14 protein-coding genes and 1 pseudogene are annotated in these 15,518 nt (G+C 59.5%); 10 read left to right on the top strand and 5 right to left on the bottom strand.

Annotation, left to right across the window (positions count from 1 at the left end):
• Positions 1 to 62: 62 nt before the first annotated feature.
• Positions 63 to 251, bottom strand: coding sequence for a LysR family transcriptional regulator (locus EV665_RS30730; RefSeq protein ID WP_133037079.1), 189 nt, complete (start codon positions 249 to 251; stop codon positions 63 to 65).
• A gap of 111 nt (positions 252 to 362) precedes the next feature.
• Between EV665_RS30730 and EV665_RS30735 the strand changes: the two genes are divergently transcribed.
• From EV665_RS30735 to EV665_RS30745, 3 genes are all read left to right on the top strand, one after another.
• Positions 363 to 1,247, top strand: coding sequence for an NAD-dependent epimerase/dehydratase family protein (locus tag EV665_RS30735; RefSeq protein WP_133037080.1), 885 nt, complete (start codon positions 363 to 365; stop codon positions 1,245 to 1,247).
• 34 nt (positions 1,248 to 1,281) lie between these two features.
• Entirely contained in the window at positions 1,282 to 2,688 is a 1,407-nt protein-coding gene (locus tag EV665_RS30740) for an amidohydrolase family protein (RefSeq protein WP_133037081.1), read from the top strand.
• A 70-nt stretch (positions 2,689 to 2,758) separates the two neighbouring features.
• On the top strand, positions 2,759 to 3,925 hold the full coding sequence (locus EV665_RS30745) for an MFS transporter (protein WP_210234710.1): 1,167 nt from the start codon (positions 2,759 to 2,761) through the stop codon (positions 3,923 to 3,925).
• Between the two features lie 97 nt (positions 3,926 to 4,022).
• Here EV665_RS30745 and EV665_RS30750 read toward each other — a convergent pair whose 3' ends face one another.
• Positions 4,023 to 5,381 carry an FAD-dependent oxidoreductase gene (locus EV665_RS30750; protein ID WP_162853222.1) on the bottom strand — a complete coding sequence of 453 codons (1,359 nt, stop codon included), beginning with the start codon at positions 5,379 to 5,381 and terminating at the stop codon, positions 4,023 to 4,025.
• 111 nt (positions 5,382 to 5,492) lie between these two features.
• On the opposite strand from EV665_RS30750, the gene EV665_RS30755 reads away from it, so the two are divergent.
• Positions 5,493 to 5,783: a hypothetical protein gene (locus EV665_RS30755; protein ID WP_133037084.1), complete on the top strand. Its 291-nt coding sequence runs from the start codon at positions 5,493 to 5,495 to the stop codon at positions 5,781 to 5,783.
• Between the two features lie 431 nt (positions 5,784 to 6,214).
• Here the strand turns inward: EV665_RS30755 and EV665_RS30760 are convergent, their stop codons facing one another.
• A complete protein-coding gene (locus EV665_RS30760; protein ID WP_133037090.1) occupies positions 6,215 to 7,150 on the bottom strand; it encodes a LysR family transcriptional regulator in 936 nt (311 codons plus the stop codon).
• Positions 7,151 to 7,251: 101 nt separating this feature from the next.
• Between EV665_RS30760 and ilvD the strand changes: the two genes are divergently transcribed.
• The gene (gene ilvD / locus EV665_RS30765) at positions 7,252 to 8,925 is read left to right on the top strand and encodes a dihydroxy-acid dehydratase (protein ID WP_133037085.1); all 1,674 of its coding nucleotides are present in this window, start codon (positions 7,252 to 7,254) and stop codon (positions 8,923 to 8,925) included.
• Positions 8,926 to 9,310: 385 nt separating this feature from the next.
• A complete protein-coding gene (locus EV665_RS30770; protein ID WP_133037086.1) occupies positions 9,311 to 9,643 on the top strand; it encodes a hypothetical protein in 333 nt (110 codons plus the stop codon).
• Positions 9,644 to 9,673: 30 nt separating this feature from the next.
• Here EV665_RS30770 and EV665_RS32530 read toward each other — a convergent pair whose 3' ends face one another.
• Positions 9,674 to 9,832 carry a hypothetical protein gene (locus EV665_RS32530; protein WP_160872154.1) on the bottom strand — a complete coding sequence of 53 codons (159 nt, stop codon included), beginning with the start codon at positions 9,830 to 9,832 and terminating at the stop codon, positions 9,674 to 9,676.
• A 321-nt stretch (positions 9,833 to 10,153) separates the two neighbouring features.
• Here EV665_RS32530 and EV665_RS30775 point away from each other — a divergent pair, with 321 nt between their 5' ends.
• Positions 10,154 to 10,885 (top strand): YoaK family protein, encoded by a 732-nt coding sequence (locus EV665_RS30775; RefSeq protein ID WP_245507888.1) that lies wholly within the window; start codon positions 10,154 to 10,156, stop codon positions 10,883 to 10,885.
• 86 nt (positions 10,886 to 10,971) lie between these two features.
• On the opposite strand, the gene EV665_RS30780 is transcribed toward EV665_RS30775, so the two are convergent.
• A complete protein-coding gene (locus EV665_RS30780; RefSeq protein ID WP_133037087.1) occupies positions 10,972 to 12,387 on the bottom strand; it encodes a GGDEF domain-containing protein in 1,416 nt (471 codons plus the stop codon).
• A 190-nt stretch (positions 12,388 to 12,577) separates the two neighbouring features.
• Between EV665_RS30780 and EV665_RS30785 the strand changes: the two genes are divergently transcribed.
• From EV665_RS30785 to EV665_RS33385, 3 genes and pseudogenes are all read left to right on the top strand, one after another.
• Positions 12,578 to 13,519, top strand: coding sequence for a sensor domain-containing diguanylate cyclase (locus EV665_RS30785; protein WP_133037088.1), 942 nt, complete (start codon positions 12,578 to 12,580; stop codon positions 13,517 to 13,519).
• 23 nt (positions 13,520 to 13,542) lie between these two features.
• On the top strand, positions 13,543 to 14,787 hold the full coding sequence (locus EV665_RS33380; RefSeq protein WP_133037089.1) for a putative bifunctional diguanylate cyclase/phosphodiesterase: 1,245 nt from the start codon (positions 13,543 to 13,545) through the stop codon (positions 14,785 to 14,787).
• Between the two features lie 280 nt (positions 14,788 to 15,067).
• Positions 15,068 to 15,261 (top strand): annotated as a pseudogene (locus EV665_RS33385) (IS66 family transposase); the annotation flags it as partial.
• Positions 15,262 to 15,518: the final 257 nt, after the last annotated feature.

A 15,518-nucleotide genomic window follows, 5' to 3' on the forward strand; every position in this document is an offset into this window, starting at 1 on the left:
TGCAATTGCACGCCATCACAAGACAGGCCCGGTAAAAACGCGCCCAGCAGCATTAACCCAGCCTACAGGCAATGTGGTGTGTCCGTCGCGCTCACAGTTGAGCGATCGAACAGCACGACATCCAACTCTGACTCCAGCGCCTTCATCGCCGCTGACAGCGTTGATTGCGTCATGTTCAGTTGGTGAGCGGCCCGTGTAAAATTTAGTTCCTGCGCAAGCACCAGGAACGCCTCCAGCCGCCGTTCATCCATCACATTCCACCAATTAATCGTATTCTACGATAATAATATCCAATTTTATCGTTGGACGCGATTGATGGCAATGCGGCATTGGTGACCCGTCCACGATGAAGGAACTAACACATGAAGGTCTTACTTACTGGCGCCAGCGGTTACATCGGATCGGCGACACTCGACGCCTTGCTTGCAGCTGGACATGACGTCATCGGGGCCGTGCGAAACGAGTCCAAGGCAGACAATATTCGCGCGCGAGGTGCAGTCGCGGCCCTCGGCGATATAACCGATCACGTATTTCTGCGAAACGTCGCCGCCACGGTCGAGGGAGCAATCCACCTAGCCTCGCCCGGCGATCAGACCAGCCCTGGTGCTGAGGACGCAGCAGTCGCTGCGATCCTGGATGGTCTCGGGCAGACGGGAAAGCCATTCGTCTCCACGGCGGGAATATGGGATCACGGAAGCGGTGGCGCGATTTCTGAAACGACGCCCTTTCGTGCCCCACAGATCACGGCGTGGCGCCCCCGGATCACAGAGCGAGTTCTTGGCGCTCCCGGCGTTCGTAGCTCGGTAATCTCGCCCGCTACCGCCTATGGACGCGGAGACGCCTTGTTGCATGTCATCACGAATGGCCCGCGAATTGGCGCGGATCACCAGGCGCTGGCGATTATCGGCGGAGGTGAGCAACACTGGACAAACGTGCATGTCGACGACCTTGCGGAACTCTACGTACTCGCGCTCGATAAAGCCCCTGCGGGCACATATCTGATCGGCGCGAACGGAACGAACCCGACGGCGAGGGAAATCACCATCGCCGCCAGTGAAGCCATTGGTTTGAGAGGCCGCGTGGCGCCGGAAGGTGTCGCAGCGACCGTCGAGCGACTTGGCGTGCTTGGCGAGGCTCTCTTACTCGACCAACAGGTCGTCAGCACCGGAACCCAACAACTCGGCTGGAATCCAAACCGCCCCACAATAATCGAGCATCTTGCGAGCAAGACCAGCCACGCTGCCTGAACCCGCCAGGCGCGCATATAGGAGAAGAAGTGCAATGAACAATCCCTCACATGAACGTATTCTCATCAAGGGTGCGTATGTCCTTTCACAGGACGAGAACTTTGGCGAATTCGTAGGCGACGTTCTGGTCGCTGATGGGAAGATTGCGGACGTCGGCTTCGGTCTACAGGACGACGGCGCCACTATCGTCAACGGAGCGGGCCACGCGCTCCTGCCCGGATTCATCGATACGCACCGGCATGCATGGCAGGGTGCGTTGAGAGGGCTGGACCCGTCCTGGACCTACGCCGAGTACCGCAACCATGTCCAGATCGGGCTCGGCCCGCATCTGGAACCCGAAGACGTGCGCATAGGCAATCTCGCAGCTGATCTGATGTCGCTGGACGCGGGCGTGACCACGGTTCGCGATGAATCGCACATCATGAACAGCCCAGCGCATGCCGATGCTGCGATTGCGGCGCATTGGGAATCCGGAATCCGCTCCGTGTTCGCCTACGGGTGGCCATCCACAGAGGCCGAGTCCTGGCAATTCGGCAGCGTAAGGGCGCATCCCGCCGATATTCGCCGGGTCCGCGAAAGCGTCCTGTCGAGCGATTCTGCGCGCGTCACTCTCGCTGCCATGCTGCGCGGCCCCGAGCTGTCGACTCTGGACATCGCCACTCAGGATATCGCCCTCGCCCGTGACCTCGGATTGCAGATCAGCATGCACGTCGGCCTGGGTGAGTGGGGCGTCAAGCAGGCCGCCGTCCGGAAACTCCACGATGCCGGTCTGCTCGATTCCGACATGCTCTTCATCCATGCTTGCACGTCCACCGACGAAGAATTGCGGATGATTGCCGACCACGGAGCACAGGTGTCCGTGGCCTCTTCGATCGAAGCCTTCATGCCGGGCCTGGGTCAGCCCGCCACCAACCGCATGATCGCCGCGGGATTGCGTCCGAGCCTGAGTCTCGATGTCGAAACCTCCGCCGCCGGCGACTTGTTCGGCGCGATGCGCGCCGCGCTGGTCTACCAGCAACTGGCGCGTGCGGGGGCGACCGGTCTGATGGAACGAAACCTGGACGTTTTGACGACGTTCGACTCCCGCGACCTGCTTGCGTTTGCCACGATCAACGGCGCACGCGCCTGCGGCATCGACGATCGTACCGGCAGCATCACGCCCGGCAAGGAGGCCGATCTGATCATGATACGGCTGAGCGATCTCAACCTGCTCCCGGCCACCGACGTCGCCGCGACCATCGTCACCGGGGCACATTCCGGAAACGTCACCTATGTCATGGTCGCAGGCGAGGTCGTAAAGTCGGACGGTGTTCTGCGAAATACTTTCGGCATCGAGGAGCTGGCGTCGAAGTCGCGAGATCGCATCTACAATCGGGCGGGTCTTGCCATGCCGGGCATCGAGCACCGGCGAATGATTTCCTCCCGAAATGCCGGCAACTAAGATGTCGCGACAACACAAGTTACCTGAGGGGAAACCCAGGGGGCCGCGTGGACTGCGCGGCCCCCGAGCGGTGGCGGTGATTGCTGCCGCTTTCTTCGTCACCATGCTTGGCCCGACCATCCCAACGCCGCTATACCCCCTATACGAAGAGAATCTGGGCTTCGGCGGGCTGATGGTCACATCGATCTTCACCACCTACGCCGTAGGCGTTGCCATCGCCCTCGTACTTTTCGGGCGACTGTCTGACCAATTGGGACGGCGAGCCTTGCTGCTGCCTGGTCTTGCGCTGGCACTGCTGAGCAGCGTTGTCTTTCTTATACCGGACAGCATCGCAACTCTGTTTCTCGGGCGGGTTCTTTCGGGGCTCTCGGTCGGTATATTCACCGGAACCGCCACCGCGGCGTTGACCGACCTGGCCCCGTCGGGCGCGCAACGGCGGTACAGCCTCATCGCAGCCCTGGTAAACATGCTGGGCCTTGGCCTCGGCCCCGTCATGGCAGGAGCTCTTGCCGAGTTCACATCCGCGCCGCTGACGCTACCGTACCTATCGCACATCGCGCTCGTTCTTCTTGCGACAATCGGCATTGTCATGATCGCCGAACCGCTTGATCGGACTGCAAAACCTTTCAAGTGGGAATTCCAACGCTTAAGCCTGCCCCTTCAGGTCCGCGGCACCTTCATACGCGCCGCAACGGCGGGCTTCGCAGGCTTCTCCGTCCTCGGGCTTTTTGCTTCGGTCGCGCCGGCGCTACTCATACAGGTCCTCGGTGTTACCAACCATCTCGTGTGCGGGCTTATCGTTTTTGCCCAACTCGGCTTTTCGGCCATCGGACAGGTCGCCAGCACGAGAATTCAGGATCGTCTGGCGATGTTGAACGGCACGGCCGCGCTGTCAGCAGGGATTTTGTTGACGGGGATAAGCATCTTGGCGTCATCGTTGCCGGTCCTTCTGGCGGGAGCGGCCGTGGCCGGGATCGGGCAAGGCATGAGTTTCCGCGCCTCACTCGCAGCATTGGCGGAGCGAAGTCCGGTGCAAAGCCGCGGTGAAATCACGTCCACCTTTTTCCTTGTGCTTTATGTCGCGCAGGCGCTGCCCGTCATGGGCGTTGGCGTAGCTGCGGCGCCCTTGGGATTGGCGGTCGCGGGTGTCGGTTTTGCAGTGTTCGTGGCTCTCATCGCGGCAGGCGCGTTTTTCAGCTTGCTCTTGCAACAGGGGACAGGCAAGGGCCAAGGATGAAGGACGATCACGGGCGATTCCTGGCCAATAGCCTGGAATTACCCGTGCCGAGACCGACTCGTCACACGAGTTGCCGTTTTGCCCCTGTGGTCCGGGTTCATGATTGCGCGGTGTTCAGATTTGAGGCGCACGAAAATAACAGGTCAGCCATCTCCGCCCGGGTGATATGCGCCTTTTGCAAATAGGGAGCGAAATCGTCTGTCGCGAAATCCCTTCCCACGATGGAAGACAGGAGAGCTAGGAACCTTACGGCCGCCCCGCCGGAGACCGCCGCTTCGGTCCGCAACGTCAACCAGCGCTGACGCGGTTCGGGAAGAAGATGATCCGCCGGATGGTCGATTGAGGGGTGGAACATGTTGTCGAACAACGCCACGCCTTTCCGGCTGGCCGTATCGTAAAGAGTTTCCGCATACCGGAAAACATGGTCTGTCGACTCTATCGTGTCGAAGTGAATGCCTGTCACGCTGACGGGCAATTCGAACGCTTTCACAACGGCTTCCAGGAATTCTCCCCATGTGGCCGAGTTTTCCGGAAAGAAACAATATCCGGTATCACCTTCAGGCAGGCAGCCCTTCAGCGCCAGCCACTGGATGCCACGGAAATGAGGATGCTCGGAGTGGACATCCGAGAAATATGTCAGCTTGTAGTTTTGTTGTAGCATGGAGTCCTGGATACTCTCGACAGCAATATCCGAGATTTCGCTGCCTTGCCTGATCGCCAGGCTGGCAGCAATGCCTGCTGCCGCACCGGTCTGCGCCCAGACCGCCTCGACCCTTAACGCGCAAAACGCGACGTGCGTGGCGGAAATCGTCGTCGTGACCAGCAGGTTGTCGAGACCCTCGGGCAGCAGGCAGCCGAACGGAACCTGATAGGGCGCCCGAAGTGTCCGGATGAACATCGAACCGTCATAGGTGTTCGTCATCGGGTTCGGTTCGTCGCGGCAGCGGCGGCTTTCGACGCCCCAGTCGCCGATCGCGATGGAATCCTTGCGCAGCGGCGGGCGCGGGCCAGGCCCCGCCAGATAGGCGCTGACATCATTTTCCGTAAGCCGGACGCGGCCCCGGAAACGCCGTCCTTCCCGCACATATGGCGAGCGCGGCATGTTGTTGTTGTCTGCGAATTCGTCTTCGGACAACCCCAGCTGAGGCATGCCGCCATCGGTCTGAATGAAATAAAGGAAGCCGAGCGAGTGGTTCATGAAATCCTTTCGGATCTCGGTGCGCTCGCGCGGATGCGATAGGATGTAGTCCCGATTTCCCTTGAGACGGTCGTCGCCGAAATAACGCTGGTTGGTCAACATCTTCCCGAGCATGCTCGGTTGCAGCTCGGTTCCGAAGGCGCCGCCCTGTTCCGGTAAGGTCCTGGGCGCCCATGAATACAGGCTGGCGTCATAGCCTTTCGGCGGCGTTTTCAGCAGATGGTCCTCATAGCCGGCCGCACGGTAGCGCACACTCATCCTGCACGTAAACGACATGATAGAAACAGAAATTTTCCCTTCCTAGCTGTTTCGGGGCCGAGGCTTATTGAGCTCGGTCAGCATCCCACGTCTGTTTAGAGTGAGACCGAAATGGAAGAGAAGATCAAAATTATCAAAGACCTCAGCATCGAGGAGCGGGAAGAGGTCTTTGCCGATATCGCGCGCGTCCTGGAGAGGACCGCACACGAGGCCTATGTCGAAGGCAACCGGCATTTTGCCGCACTTTCGGCCAATATGGCTCAGGCAATCCGCATCAATGCCGATGAACTGGCACGCGACGATGTCCAAAACGCCGAGCGCGTGTTGCTGCAGGCCACGGCCATGATCTCGCAGTTCAATGCCGTCCATCCCTACCGGATGGTGAGCAAGGCCGTGCACTGACGATCACAGCGCGCTCCCCTCCTCGCGTAGTCGCACTATGACGATTGCGCTTTGGAAAGCCCGACCAGTGTGGCATGCAAGTTTGATGTTAGGGCTATTCGATGCTTGGCTTCGGCGCCCCGTGAATAGACAAGGCGGTCGCCGCGGAGCTTCTGCGCGTAGTCCAGGGGGATCCTTGCGGGACAGGTAGTCGGGGAAGAAGAGAGCCGGCAGGACGAGGAAGGCGACGCAGGTGTGGAACTTAAAGCGGTCCCAGAGATAGCGCGCCATGTCTCGGGATATTTTCGGGGGGTGGGCAGCGTAATCATTGCAGATGTACGAGCTTCACCGGCGATCGCACCGCGCGCCTGGATGGTAACAACGTCATTCGCGAAGCGTAGATGGCGGGTGATGAAGCCGTGGGGTATGTGTTGGTGCAACGCTTGCGGCTTCTACCGATGAAACGGCCGCTCCGTCTGAAGACGGACAGACATTTCCCCTGTGACCGACAGGAAGTTTTCCAGGGCGGCACTCTTGCCTTTCTCCCGCCAGATGAGCCCGGTCTCGATTTCGGGAACGTTTCCGGCAAGCGGCAGATAGGCGGCGCCTACCCGCTGAAGACGTGTCATCGATTCAGGAACCAATGCTACGCCGAGCCCGGATGCGACCAGACCGATGATCGTCTGCATCTGAATTGCCTCCTGGAAGACGGAGAACGGTGCGCCGTGGGCGTAGAAATAGGCCGAGACCAGATCATGGAACACGGGCGCCGACGACCGCGGAAAGAGGATGAGGGGGGCCGAGAAGAAGATGTCCGGCTGTAGCGTTTTGCCACCGAAGCCTTCGCGACCTTCCTCAATCCATTGTCTGGGGACCGCCGCTACCAGCCTTTCCTGCAGGATCGGACGATAGGTCAGCATGCGGTGGAGCGAGGCCGGCGGCGGGGCGATGACGAAGCCGACATCGACGTCTTCCCCCAGGAGTGCCTCGATCTGCCGGTCGCTCGTCGCCTCGGTGAGCTTGATCTCGACGTCGGGATAGGCTGCACGATAGCGGCCAAGGATGGCCGGCAGCACGCTGTAATCCGCCGTGCTGACGAAGGAAATGCGCAGCCGTCCAAGCTGGCCGGCGGCGAGCTGCCGCGCCACCGCCGGAAGGGCGTCGGCCGTCTCCAGCACGCGCCGGGCATGGGCGAGCCATTCCGCGCCCACGGCCGTCAGCCGCACGGAACGCCTGGTGCGCTCGAAGAGCCGGATGCCGAGGTCGCGCTCCAGCGCCTGGATCGACTGGCTGAGCGGAGGTTGCGTCATGTGCAACCGTTCGGCTGCCCGGCCGAAATGCAATTCTTCTGCCACCGCCACGAACTGACGTATCTGTCTCAGGTTCAATCGCGTCTCTGATATTTTCTGCGACCTAATAATGCCTGAAAAGTATATTTCACAATCATTTCCGCCGCCACTACCTTCCTGCTGCACACAAGGAGGCGGCAATGGCTTACAACGACCGATCCAGGAACATCACGCAGGGCGTTGCCCGTTCGCCGAACCGGGCGATGTATTACGCGCTCGGCTACGAGAAGGCGGATTTCGACAAGCCGATGATCGGCATCGCCAACGGGCATTCCACCATCACGCCCTGCAATGCGGGGCTCCAGCCGCTGGCGGAGGCGGCCGCAGCGGCGATCAGGGAGGCTGGCGCAAACCCGCAGCTTTTCGGAACGCCCACCATTTCCGATGGCATGTCCATGGGCACCGAGGGCATGAAGTATTCCCTCGTCTCGCGCGAGGTGATCGCCGATTGCGTGGAAACGGTCGTGCAGGGGCAGTGGATGGACGGCGTGCTCGTGCTCGGCGGCTGCGACAAGAACATGCCGGGCGGCATGATCGGCATCCTGCGGGCGAACGTGCCGGCGATCTACGTCTATGGCGGTACGATCAGGCCCGGCCGCTGGAAGGGCGAAAGCCTCTCCGTGGTCTCGGCCTTCGAGGCCGTCGGCGCCTTCATGGCGGGCAGGATGAGCAGGGAGGATTTCGAGGGCATAGAGAAGAACGCCTGTCCGAGCACCGGTTCCTGTGGCGGCATGTACACGGCCAACACGATGAGTTCGTCCTTCGAGGCGCTCGGCATGTCGCTTCTCTATTCCTCGAACATGACCAATCCCGATCCCGAAAAGCGTGACAGCACGGCGCAATCCGCCCGCGTGCTGGTAGAGGCGGTGAAACGCGGGATCAGGCCGCGCGACATCGTCACCCGCGCCTCGATCGAGAATGCCGTGGCGCTGATCATGGCGACGGGCGGCTCGACCAATGCGGTGCTGCACTATCTTGCGATCGCCCGCGCGGCCGAGGTCGTGTGGACGCTCGACGATTTCGAGCGGGTGAGGCGGCGGGTCCCCGTCGTCTGTGACTTGAAGCCCTCCGGGCGCTACATGGCTGTCGACCTGCATCGCGCCGGCGGCGTGCCGCAGGTGCTGAAGCTCCTGCTGAATGCCGAGCTTGTCGACGGCAACTGTCTGACGGTCACCGGACGGACGCTCGGCGAGGAGCTTGCGGCCGTGCCTGACACGCCGCCGGCCGATCAGGAGGTGATCCGTCCACTCGACAGACCGCTTTACCGGGAAGGGCACCTTGCAATTCTGCGCGGGAACCTTGCGACCGGCGGCGCGGTGGCGAAGATCAGCGGCCTGAAGAGCCCGGTCATCTCCGGCCCGGCGCGTGTTTTCGACGATGAGCCGTCGGCGATGGAAGCCATCCTCTCCGACAGAATCCGGCCGGGCGACATCCTCGTGCTACGCTATCTCGGCCCGAAAGGCGGCCCCGGCATGCCGGAGATGCTCGCTCCGACCTCCGCCATAATCGGGCGCGGACTGGGCGAGAGCGTCGGATTGGTCACCGATGGCCGCTTTTCCGGCGGCACCTGGGGCATGGTCGTTGGTCATGTTACGCCAGAGGCCTTCGAGGGTGGATTGATCGCGCTTGTCGAGGAGGGAGACCGTATCACCATCGATGCGCATCGCCAGAGCCTGGAACTCGATGTCAACGAGACGGAAATCGAGCGCCGCCGGGCGTTGTGGATCCGGCCGGAGCCGCGCTACAAACGCGGCGTTCTCGCCAAGTTTGCCGCCCTGGCGGGGCCAGCAAACGAGGGGGCTGCGACTGGGTAGGTGTTGACGACGGACGGAATTGCTACTGAGATCGGCTCAGTGCCCCCGAGAAACCGCCATACATAACCTACGTTAGGTGGCTGCCTTGGCCCGGAAAATATCGAGAATTTCTCTCGCATCGGTTCGCTGCATGCCTGTCACCTGCCGGCTCCCCATATCGACTGGTCTGCCTGTTCGAGTGTCAACGACCGACCATGTACCATCCGCATGTTGCTGCTTCACATATCGCTGGTCTTGATTCGAGTTCATACAATCTCCTAGCGTGTGTTACGAATCGTACATTACTCCATTCTTGCTGCGATGCACAAACGGCACGGACGTCGCCACGTCATGGTCAGAGGGGCGCAGCGTAACCATGCGATGAAGATAAGGAATGAAACGCGCTATGAAATACACTGCCCTTTCTGTTGCTGTCGCGCTTGGTCTTGCTACACCGGCGCAGTCGGCGGTATCGGGCTTCTTCGATGCGGCTGAGCAGGTTCAAGCCATCGTTGCGAGCACGATGGTATCGTCGGCTATGAAGGAGATGCCGTTTGATACCCTCGAGCAAGTCCGCACTCGCGACAACGGCGACGTGGAATGGCGCGTCCAGAATTCCGAATGCTATGTCATCGTCACCTTGAAGCCCATTCGTCCGGCGGCGTTGGGAAAAACCACCTATGAGGTCGAGGGCGTGTCGACCTGTGAGGGGAGCGATATAGAAGACGAGGCCGAATAGGCTCACGGTTAGCGCACGGTGGGTCGAGGATCAACGCGGTTGATCGCTCTTCATCTGGCACTCGAAATCCCGGAAGGATTGCTCGATCCACGGCTCAGTGTAACCCGCACTGAAATCGATTTCGTCGTTGCCCTCTTTTCGGCAAAGCCAGGAGAAGACGATGGTCTTGATAAACACCAGTATGTTCATTGCCCTCGCCCTTCATTGAAAGACCCGGCCCATCGTCCTCGTAGTGTCCGCCGCGCCGGGTCTCCAGCCGCATTTGGCGGTGCGGCGTAATGAACGTGGAATCCGCCCGATGAACGGCGGATGAACAACTCCTGAAATTGTAGGGGATATCGGGCGTCAGACGACATGCCGGAATAGGTGAGTCGGGCGAACGGTTGCCAACGCGACGGATTCGCTTTCATCAAATGTGCAGTTCGCGATATGAGCGGACAAAGCCGATAGTTTGCGGCGTCCCTCCCGCTGACGGGGATTTTGACGGAATTCATGATGCACCGATATTTTATGAGACTCGCTGACCGCGATCGCAGCGAGGAGGCAGATACGCATCTCGCCTATCTATTGGCCTTCGTTGCGGGGGGAGCAAATGCCGGCGGCTTCATGGTAGTTCACCAGTATACTTCCCATATGTCCGGTATTGTGTCGGGCATGGCTGACAGTCTGGTTCTCGGGCAAATCGACATTGCCGTGTTGGGAGCCGGTTCTCTCGTCGCGTTCGTGTGTGGGGCAGCAACGTCGGCTTTTGCGGTCAATTGGGCGAGACGGCGCGGCCTTCGCTCGGTTTACGCTCTCCCGCTTGCCTGGGAAGGCATTCTATTGCTCCTTTTTTCTATCATTTCCTCACAGGCCCAACAGAACACGACCCACTTTACGATCCAGGTGATCTTGCTTCTATGTTATGTCATGGGGCTACAGAATGCCGTTATTACCAAACTGTCGGGTGCTCGAATCCGCACGACGCACGTCACAGGTATGGTGACCGATCTCGGCATCGAAATCGGCAAGCTGATTTATCTGAACAGAGACTCAACGTCAGAGGTCCATCCGCGTGTCCGCGCGGACAGGCGGAAGATTCGTGTGCTGGCGCAACTGATTGGACAGTTCTTCTTTGGGGGGCTGATAGGAGCGTGGCTCTTCAAAACAGTTGGATTGCCAGCGACCCTTGCCTTTGCGCTTCCGTTGTTGGGCATTTCGGCATCGCCGTTAATTTGCGACATAAAAAATCGCAGCCGTTGACTGACGGAACCTGCACTGGCCAGACGAATTCGCGCAAATCACCGCTTTTCCTGGCGGGCCTATCGTGGTCGCGATTTGTAAACATGTCATGCCTGATGCGGTGTGATAACCCTGTTCCGGCCCTGCCTCTTGGCCGCGTAAAGTGCCTCGTCTGCCATGGCGAGGAGGGGTTCGATACCGATTGAGGGAGAGGCCGCAGCGACCATTCCGATGCTGACGGTTGCGGATATCGCGCTTCCATCTTCAAGACACACTGGCGTTGCTGCAAACACGGTATTGATCCGCGTCGCAATCACCTGGGCCTCCCTGGCCGTGCATTCGCTGAGAATGGCTGCGAACTCTTCCCCGCCCATCCGGCCAACAATATCGTTCTTGCGGACATTGCGTTTCAGAAGTTCCGCGAAGGCGATAATCACACGGTCTCCTGCTGCATGACCGTACTGGTCATTTATCGCCTTGAAATGATCGATGTCGAGCATGAGAACGAAAGTCGCAAAGTCGTGAGACCTGCCACCACGCAGTCTTCGCGCGGCATTCTCCAGAAACGCCGATCGGTTGAACAACCCGGTCATCTGGTCGTGGTTCGAAAGGAACATCAGGCGCTGGAGCAATTCCTCGCGTGCCGCCATGACGCTTGCAACAACCAAAGGCGCAACGCCCGTCAGGGAAACGGCAAAACGGATGGAAAGAAGCGTGGCCCGGTCGGCTGTATTGTCGGCGACAGGAAGATAGCCTGTGGCAATAGCAAGAAGCGTCCAGGCAACAAATGCAAAGGCAAGGCATGCCGTTGCGAACAGGCTATACGTTACGGCACACCACAGAAGGGCGAGAACGGGGAACGCGATCGCGCCCGGGCCTCCCACCACGGCGCCTGCAACAGCGGTGCCGGCAAGCGCGAGCAGCGGTAGGAGTTTCATGATATCGAGCGGCGTATCTATGATCCGCTGAAGCCTGTTCAGTGGGTCGTCCGGTAGCGTGAGGATCATGGGCAGAAACGCAACATAGTTCACCATTTCGGTCGCCGACCAATAGAGTAATGCGTCGAGCGGGGCGCCCCCGAAGAGAAAGGGATCGGCAACAGTACCAATCACACCCGCCGTTAACGCGGCAACGCCAATCGCCACAAGCATGAACAGGACCGACGCCGGGCGCGCCAATCGCCGGTCGGCGGGTTCAAGCCGCTGGAAAACGATATAGCCGGCGCTGATTGCCGTCAGGTTCCCAAGGTTGAGAACGACGGTATTCAGGATCGTGCTGCCGGTAATGAGGTCCGCGGCGGCGAAGCCGACAGCACAGCAAATCCAAGACAGGGGATTGGCAAGGCTCGGGAAGCGGACAAGCATACCAAGCATAAAGGCATTTGCCGGCCAGAAACTTGCAAGATCGGCGCCCGGCCTGGTGAAAATTCCCAACAGGCAAAACCCGAACAGCCCAAGCCCGAGCAAAGCGCTGTTGATGACGCCTGTCGTCTTTCGGTCCAAAACTATCAATGAGGCCTGCATTGACGGCTCCTCCTGGCGGGCATGATTTTAGTGCCAGCGCTTTAAGGAAGTGACAAACAGGTCATTTGAAGAAGGAGGTATATCGTCAAGCTTTGTTAACGCCACTTGATTGAAACTGGCAGCCTCTCTTGTCGATTATCTATTCTGGACCCATCTGTGGTTGTCGAAGCCGTTTGAGAGGAGGGGTTGAATGAAGGAGTTTCTCGAGCGGGCGGCCCGCGCCGATAGCCTGAGCCCACAGGAACTCCATGTCATTCTCGATGCCTTGCCCCTTGCGCTGTCATGGGCATCTTTGCCCGATGGTGAGATCAAGTTCGTCAACCGGGCATTTCGAACCACCTTCGGCTATGAGGAGGGTGAGCACGCAACTGTCGATGCCTGGATCGAGAGCGTCTACCCGCGGAAGAATGATCGCGATGAGGCAAGACGGCGTTGGGATGAGCTGTGGCGAGATCCTTCATCAGGTATCGCCGAGATCGAACCCTTCGAGATCGAAGTGCTCTGTCGTGACGGAACCGTGAAAACCATCCAGCACCGCGGCATCGTTCTTCACGAGTTGCATATCGGCATGGCGGTTTTCGATGATGTCTCCGACCGGCGTGCAGCCGAGAAGGCTCTACGACGGTTTGCATTCGAGGATCCGCTGACCGGGCTTGCCAATCGACGCATGCTGCAGGAGCGTTGGGGGCACTTGCTCGAAACGTCGTCAGGCAAAGCGATGACGGCTGTCCTGCTGATCGATCTCGATGGCTTCAAGGCCATTAACGACACGATAGGCCACGATGCTGGTGACGAGACGCTCAAAGTGGTGGCGCAGCGGCTGCGCGACAGCGTTCGCAACGGCGACCTCGTCTGCCGCATGGGTGGTGACGAATTTGCGGTACTCATGCCGGATATCGGCACACCCGAGACGGTACAGAGAATATGTTGGCGTATCGGCGCCGCCCTCACGTTGCCGATCAAGCTCGCCAGCCAATCCGTGACTGTTGGGGCGAGCATCGGCGCGAGCCTTTATCCGCAGGACAGTCATGACCTCCAGAAGTTGTTGCATCGAGCCGACGAGGCACTTTATCGTAGAAAGGCCGATCGAAAAGGAGGATGGGAATGGTTCTCAAATCCGAGGGCTGCCTGATCGGATACTAAGGAGGAACGGTCGTGCCTGGGTCCAATCGCCATGGGGTATCTGCTTTCATTAAGAGAGTGGAGGAGTTGGTTGCATCTTCACCGGAAGCATATGCAATCCTCTCGGTCGATATCGATCACTTCCGGCAAATCAGCGTGTCCCTCAGCGATGAACAGGCCGATCACTTGTTCCGGCAGCTCATCGGGCGACTGAGGCTGGAGGTTCGGGCGCACGATATCGTCGAGCGGACAGGGCGCGACGGTTTTGCCATCTTTGTAAGCGGCGTCGGTTCAGGGAACCGAGTGGCTCGCCTTTGTGAGCGTCTTTTGGCGGCCGCGCACGAGCCATTTCCCGTTGATGGAAATGCAGTCCTTATAAAGCTGAGCATTGGTGTTGCGCGACAGGAAAGCCCCTCTGTGGCTATTGCGGAACTGATGCGGAGGGCGGACGTGGCGCTTCAGTTCCAGAAGGCGTCAGGCGGCTCAGGGTTCAGTGCTTTTACGCAAACCCTGGACGATGAACTTAAGCGGCAGCAATCGATCGTGGGAGATCTCGCTGCCGCGCTCGACAGCGAGCGAGAGATCGTCGTCCATTACCAGCCCCTCTTCTCGCGAGAGGATCTGTCGCTTGTCGGGCATGAAGCTCTGGTCCGTTGGTCGCATCCGAGGGATGGTTGGCGCAGCCCTGCCGAGTTCCTGCCGCAGGCTGAGGCGACCGGCCTCATCCACCCCCTCGGCCAGATTATCCTTGATAGGGCCGCCCGGGCAGCTCACGACCACCCGGACGGGTTCATGGCGATAAACGTTTCGCCTCTCCAATGCCGTACGGCCATATTTGCCCAACAGGCGGAGGCGAGGGTTCGGGCGTTGGGCTGCCGTCCGGAGCAGTTCGAGATCGAGGTGACAGAGCATGTCCTTCTCGATGACGAGCAAAGCGCTGCAACCCTCCAGGATCTGCGAAGCCGCGGTTTCCGGATTGTGCTGGATGACTTCGGCTCTGGCTATTGCAGCCTTGCCTATCTTCGGCGTTTCCCGGTCGATAAGCTCAAGATCGATCGACAGTTCATTTCCGGGCTGGGGGAAGATGAAAAGTCGTTGAAAATCGTGCGGGCCGTCGTTGACCTCGCGCACGCGCTCGGCATTCGAACGACGGCCGAAGGCATAGAGACGCAACGGCAACTTGATCTTCTGAGAGATACAGATTGCGATGAATTGCAAGGCTATCTGCTTGGAAGGCCGTCGCCTATGAGTGGTACCATGTCGGCCTTTGGGGCATAGTCGGGAGGCTCGCGCGTTACCGAGATATCGCCCGGCTTCGTCGACACGAGTTTTGCAGATGCCACCATCGACGATCCCGCCGTTAAAGCCGCCATACTGGAGCGCAAGGAAGAACTGGCCATCTCTCCCGAGGCCATTGCGCGGGCCATAGCCTTTGCAATCGATCAACCAGAAGATGTCGAGATCGGCAGCATTGTCGAGGGCCGGCCTACTCACAGACCGAGCTCAGAAGTAGGTCATCTGTGCTATATTGCAGGTTCGTTGCGCGCTCTGAACCTGACTGCGGGCAGAGCGGGCGAAGCTCTCACGCAGTTTCCGGTCGCCGAGGCGATCGATTACATGCTCAAACGCCGGGAGGGCTTTAATACCGCCGAACGAGCATTGCGTGGCTTTGCCGTCGGGCACAAATCATGGTTCTTCGCCGGCTCCGATCATGGTACAGATCGTGCCGCCTTCATGGCAACGCTCATCATGTGTCAATGCCGCGTGAATTTTCCTCAGAAGCGCCGAAGTAAAATTCCCCAGTTATGCCGACGTGGTTGGCAGGGCGAAGTGGCCATTTTTGGGTGGCCGTCCGCGCGGTTTTGGTGGCGCGAAGGCGGGCGGTGTGATGAGGGCCTTGGAGCGGACATGTTCCGTACGCATCCGGGGAAGGACGCCTTGCTGTTTTGCGAATTTTGGTGAGGCTCCGGCTATATCGACGTCAATATAGCCAGTGTTCTACCCATGGA

Origin of the sequence: Shinella granuli (genome assembly GCF_004341885.1) — a bacterium.
Taxonomy (GTDB): domain Bacteria; phylum Pseudomonadota; class Alphaproteobacteria; order Rhizobiales; family Rhizobiaceae; genus Shinella; species Shinella granuli.